Raw genomic sequence first — 4,504 nt, 5'->3', positions numbered from 1 at the left:
CTTAAAGAACTTTAAAAAATTATTGACAAATTACGCCTTCCTCAGAGTGGCACCATATCGCCGAAATCACTGGCACGGTTAGACCGAAATACCCAATCAAAGCTCTTACGCATGTCGGTAGGCTCTGTGTACAGGTAGTAACTATGTGAAGAGCCGAGGCTAAACATTAAGCTGAAGAAGTGTGCGTAGTTCTGAAAGTGAGGTGTCGTGTGGTAGCCGTATCTTGACACCATTGGGGTAAATTAGCTCAAGGCTCCTGCTCAAGTGGGGTTGAACCTCCACAAACCCTGGCTTCACAGCAGACTCGGTCTTCTGATATTTGGCGTACCAGTAACTGAAGGTGGATGGCGCAATGTTGTGCCTCCGGCAAAAGGCTTTTCGCGACTCAGCACTGTTTTTCCACTGCTCTATGAGTGCAAACATATCTTCCTGGTTTCTTTGCATTGCTTTTTATGCAAAACTCAACACCTTATACCGCCTAGGCAATACGCTCAACACCGAAGGGATACTATGTTAGTGTATCACCTTTCTTAACCTTTATGTCGTTGAGGAATACCTTCTTCGATTTTTCCACATGCAGTTCTTGAGCGTTGGTGGAAACACATATTGAAAGCAGAATTAATAATATTGACAGGAATCTCATATGACCTCTAACGTCTCGCGTATGCTTCGTATCGGCCAATTGAAAACGTTAGTTTTATCACCGAAGGCATGCGAAACGATGCCGAGACTAAAAGTAGTAAAAAAACGCGAAAGATCTCGCTTAATGATTCACCAGATATGAAGTATACGCTATGTTATGTGTATGTTTTTCCCGCATTTAGCCAGTTTTGGGCTTCTTTAACCAAATGTTCTTCAAACTTCATTTTTTGCTTGTGCCTTGGTAATTCGTTGTAGTATAATAACATACTGCCAGCATTGAAGTCTTGAAGTTCGCGATACCAAGTGTACAACTTTTCCAGACCTAGTTCATGTCCCATGTATTGGTTCTCCGAGTTGCTTTCTGGCCATTTAATTGCATAATAGACATTGTTCTGTATCGCTGTCATTAGTTCATATGCACGAGTTGGTTCAGCGACCATCTGCGTCATGAAGTAGTTCAGCAAAATGTTGGCAGCTTCCATTTTAGTTGGCAGTTTAATCTGCAGTTCTGATAACATCTGTTGGAAATATTGATCCAGTTCAAATGAGTTATCCTGCTCATTCATTCCAGCTAGAATTACAAGGGACTCGGATTCCAGTTGTTCGTTCATACCAGTTAGTGCAATGTCAGGATGTAGACTAATTGTTCGGTTACCAAGTACAAAGTCCGCAAGTTTTTGTCGGAAGTTCATCAGTTCAATCTACAGAAATTACACATAACGCCAAGCTAGCAGGAGTGCGCCCCGAACCAGCCGAAAGACACTAAGATAGCGCAGCTACCCAACACCCGCAACGGCATCTACAAAGAACTGCGTTCAGAAGAAAAAATCCAGAAGCAAGACAGTTGCTAGGAGAGAGTCTGTCTCAGAATGGGTAGCGGAGCGGTGAAGATCAGATGAAACTAGAAGAAAGCAGCCTGGCGCATTCGTGCTAGCAACTGTTATCGGCTTTCTTTTTCTTTGTTCGTTCTTGGTAAATGTAGATTCCAAATGCAGTCCAACATGCTATTGTTAGAAAGGCAAAGGAGTTCATGTCACCAGTTCGTTTGTATTTCATCCACTGAAATTCGAATAGAGTTTGCCCGTTTGAGTCAAGTTGGTATAAGTCGGCTGATTTAAGAAGTGAGAGAGTTGATTCTTTATCAGTTAAATGGTGAATAGTGACAGTTGTTCCAATCGGAATTTTTTCAAAGTACTCATCAAACCTATGTTCAAACCTATCGTAGATCCTGAATTCGGTGTTACAATTGGCGAGTTTGATCTTTAAGTTATGTTCGGTTCTAGGAGTTCGTCCAAATGGAGTTTCAGCTTCGATCCAGATGTTAGTTACTCTACCAGTTGTTTTTTGAAAGTCAGATGGATCAAGGTTGTTAACATAGACAAGTCCAAAGAGCCTTAATGCGAACAGCGTTCCAAAAATTGGAATTAGAAATCGAATCAAGAAACTAGCTTTTCCAGATTCGTTCCATATGTACTTAAGCCACTTGATCATGATCGTGCTGAGCAGGGATTGCCGATAACGCTCAACTAAAATGAGTATGCACCCCGGTAGCTAGAAGAGCCACAGTTTCCTGTTCGCATTGTTCTTTCATATTGCTTAGTTTGCATATTCATTTTAGTGTTTGTTAGCGTTTTGTTTCAAACAGGCTTGCAAAGTTAATTTTAAACAATCCACCATCCAGATAACCAATGTAAATTGAGTTGTTGAAATACTCAATGTCGGCAATGCTGTTAGCTGGTAAGCCCGCAGATAATAACTGGTTGAAATTTAGTCGTGAGTTGTTAAATGTTACTTCATACAAATCTTGGCCGCCATTTTCAGAATAGGCAATGATCCTGTTCTTCACTGTCTTGAATATGTACCTTTTGGGAGAATTCTCAGGCCAATTGGTTGTTGTAAATGTAATATGGTGAGTCCATGATTTTCCAGCATTTAGGGAAGTGAAAATTTCTTTGTCAGTTGAATTTATAGCAAACAAAGTGTCGTTTTTTGTTAATAATTGATCAATATTTTCTTCAATCAAAAGACTATAGTTCCCAGTGGAATCAATCAGATAAAAATCTTCATTGATGGTAGCCAGAAAATCCTTCCCGGTTGAATATGTGAAAGTAAAACCTTTCTTCAATTCCAGATCAAGTTCGAATCTACTCATAGGGTTGGCCTGAGTAACCGTATATCCCAGTTGCGGATGTTCGTACCCAGTTACTTTGATAATGTAAAATGTTGGTTTGCTAGTATTTGCTCTAATGGGAATTAATGCGAAATCCTGAATTGGATATCCAGAAATGCTTTGATCAGATAAATTGGTAACTACGGCTAAAGGTTTGTTTCTTGATAATCCAGATGAATATTTGAAATCAAGAAATGTCGAATCATTGGCAGTTAGGTTTATTTGTGGTGCTGTTTCTTGAGGGTGCATATCCGAATCGCTAATGGATAGATTATCTTCAAAGAATTTAATCATGATATAATCATACATGGCAAAGTTTTTATAATTGTCCAAGGTCATCCACCATACGCGGTTCGTTAAACCATCGTATGAGTCATTTGAATAAATTTCAGCGATGTAACCACTGAAGTCGTCCTTTCCTAAAATTCTTAGAGAAGTGGATGTTCTCAACAGTTCGACAATCATTTCATCCTCAAATCTTTCATCTTTGAACCATTCAAAAATTTCAAGTTCAGGTGTTTCGATTATAGGTTCGAGTGGGTCGGAATCCTTACATGAAAGCACCAATAGGATGGTGTATAATATGATTAATTTAGATTTCATAATTATGCGGTTTCCTAAAAATAAACGCTAACGATCAGATATGGCGAGTGGCCACATCCGTCTGTAAAAAGCAGTAAAATAGTGAAACTGCCCAACTCGTACAATGGCATCTACGAAGCACTGCGATCTGAAAGTCCAAATCCAGATAGAAAAAAGTAGCTAGAAGCACAAAAGCTGGCAGAATGGGCAGATTCACGGTCAAGATACACTGAAATATCAGATAGGCAGTTTGGTCCATTCGTCCATATCGCCTGTTATCCACCTACTATTTCCCGGTTCAGTTGTCTATGCGTTAGGATACTTACGACCAGTCTGAATAGTTCGAGTGCCATAGCCACAAAAATTATTTGCTGTGATATGTCATTTGTTGTTATCCTGTTCAGATAAGTTAGGAAGCCAAAAGTTAGTATGACAAACGCCAATCTTAAGGGAAATTGAAAATAGTATATTTTGATTCCGAGTTTTGGGTTGGTAAAGTTGAAATAGGCAGTTGCAACCAGAGATAGAATAATCGAGGATGTTAAGATGCTCATAAGCCAGAATCCTGAAAGCATATTCGTTAGATAGTGCCAAAGAAGGTTAGCAACGTTCAGGAATGTTATGATATCGCAAATGCCGAATAATAGCAGTATTCTTTTGTTGTCAATCCCTTTCATTTCAGGTTTTTAAAGTTCAATGCCAGAATAGTTAGGATTACCACTGCAATCAGTAGTTGGGGAGATAGTGTCCAAGTACCTTCAATTGCTGCTTTTATATTGTTCGCTATTAGTCCGCCAGCATAGAGATAAACCGACCATCTATATTTCTTCCAAAATCCGTATGTAAGTAGGAAGATCACTATAGTTATAATCCAGAGATAAATTGCATCTGGATCATCCTTCACAATAAAGAGTTGGAAGTACAAACTGGCAATTGCGAATAGGCCTGTTATAACAGCCAGTATTCTCATCGAAATATGCGTGAATCTTATTCTCATTGGTAGATTGTGGTGGATAACATCCGAGCATAGTGCATATGCACTATACTCACCTTGTACCACTAATCTAGTGGATTTTGAATTCCTGCCAAACCATTTATTGCCACATGAGT

At 39.3% G+C, this 4,504-nt stretch carries 5 protein-coding genes; all 5 read right to left on the bottom strand.

The window, feature by feature from the left end; translation table 11 throughout:
* Positions 1 to 159 precede the first annotated feature (159 nt).
* Positions 160 to 444, bottom strand: coding sequence for an IS66 family insertion sequence element accessory protein TnpA (gene tnpA, locus C7460_RS23275; protein ID WP_115870540.1), 285 nt, complete (start codon positions 442 to 444; stop codon positions 160 to 162).
* A 353-nt stretch (positions 445 to 797) separates the two neighbouring features.
* Positions 798 to 1,253, bottom strand: coding sequence for a hypothetical protein (locus C7460_RS23270; protein WP_245986545.1), 456 nt, complete (start codon positions 1,251 to 1,253; stop codon positions 798 to 800).
* A gap of 319 nt (positions 1,254 to 1,572) precedes the next feature.
* Positions 1,573 to 2,133, bottom strand: a complete 561-nt coding sequence (locus C7460_RS23265; RefSeq protein WP_115870539.1) for a hypothetical protein — start codon at positions 2,131 to 2,133, stop codon at positions 1,573 to 1,575.
* Positions 2,134 to 2,266: 133 nt separating this feature from the next.
* The gene (locus tag C7460_RS23260) at positions 2,267 to 3,415 is read right to left on the bottom strand and encodes a hypothetical protein (protein ID WP_115870538.1); all 1,149 of its coding nucleotides are present in this window, start codon (positions 3,413 to 3,415) and stop codon (positions 2,267 to 2,269) included.
* Positions 3,416 to 4,067: 652 nt separating this feature from the next.
* On the bottom strand, positions 4,068 to 4,504 hold a 437-nt coding region (locus tag C7460_RS24180; RefSeq protein WP_221409616.1), incomplete at its 5' end, for a hypothetical protein.

The sequence above is a fragment of the Marinoscillum furvescens DSM 4134 genome (assembly GCF_003386095.1).
GTDB lineage: Bacteria > Bacteroidota > Bacteroidia > Cytophagales > Cyclobacteriaceae > Marinoscillum > Marinoscillum furvescens.
This window is presented reverse-complemented; position numbering and strand designations above follow the sequence as displayed.

Excerpts from the sequence above, each read along its gene's own strand:
- tnpA (WP_115870540.1), bottom strand. The coding sequence starts at position 444 with ATGCAAAGAAACCAGGAAGATATGTTTGCACTCATAGAGCAGTGGAAA.
- C7460_RS23270 (WP_245986545.1), bottom strand. The coding sequence starts at position 1,253 with ATGAACGAACAACTGGAATCCGAGTCCCTTGTAATTCTAGCTGGAATG.
- C7460_RS23265 (WP_115870539.1), bottom strand. The coding sequence starts at position 2,133 with ATGATCAAGTGGCTTAAGTACATATGGAACGAATCTGGAAAAGCTAGT.
- C7460_RS23260 (WP_115870538.1), bottom strand. The coding sequence starts at position 3,415 with ATGAAATCTAAATTAATCATATTATACACCATCCTATTGGTGCTTTCA.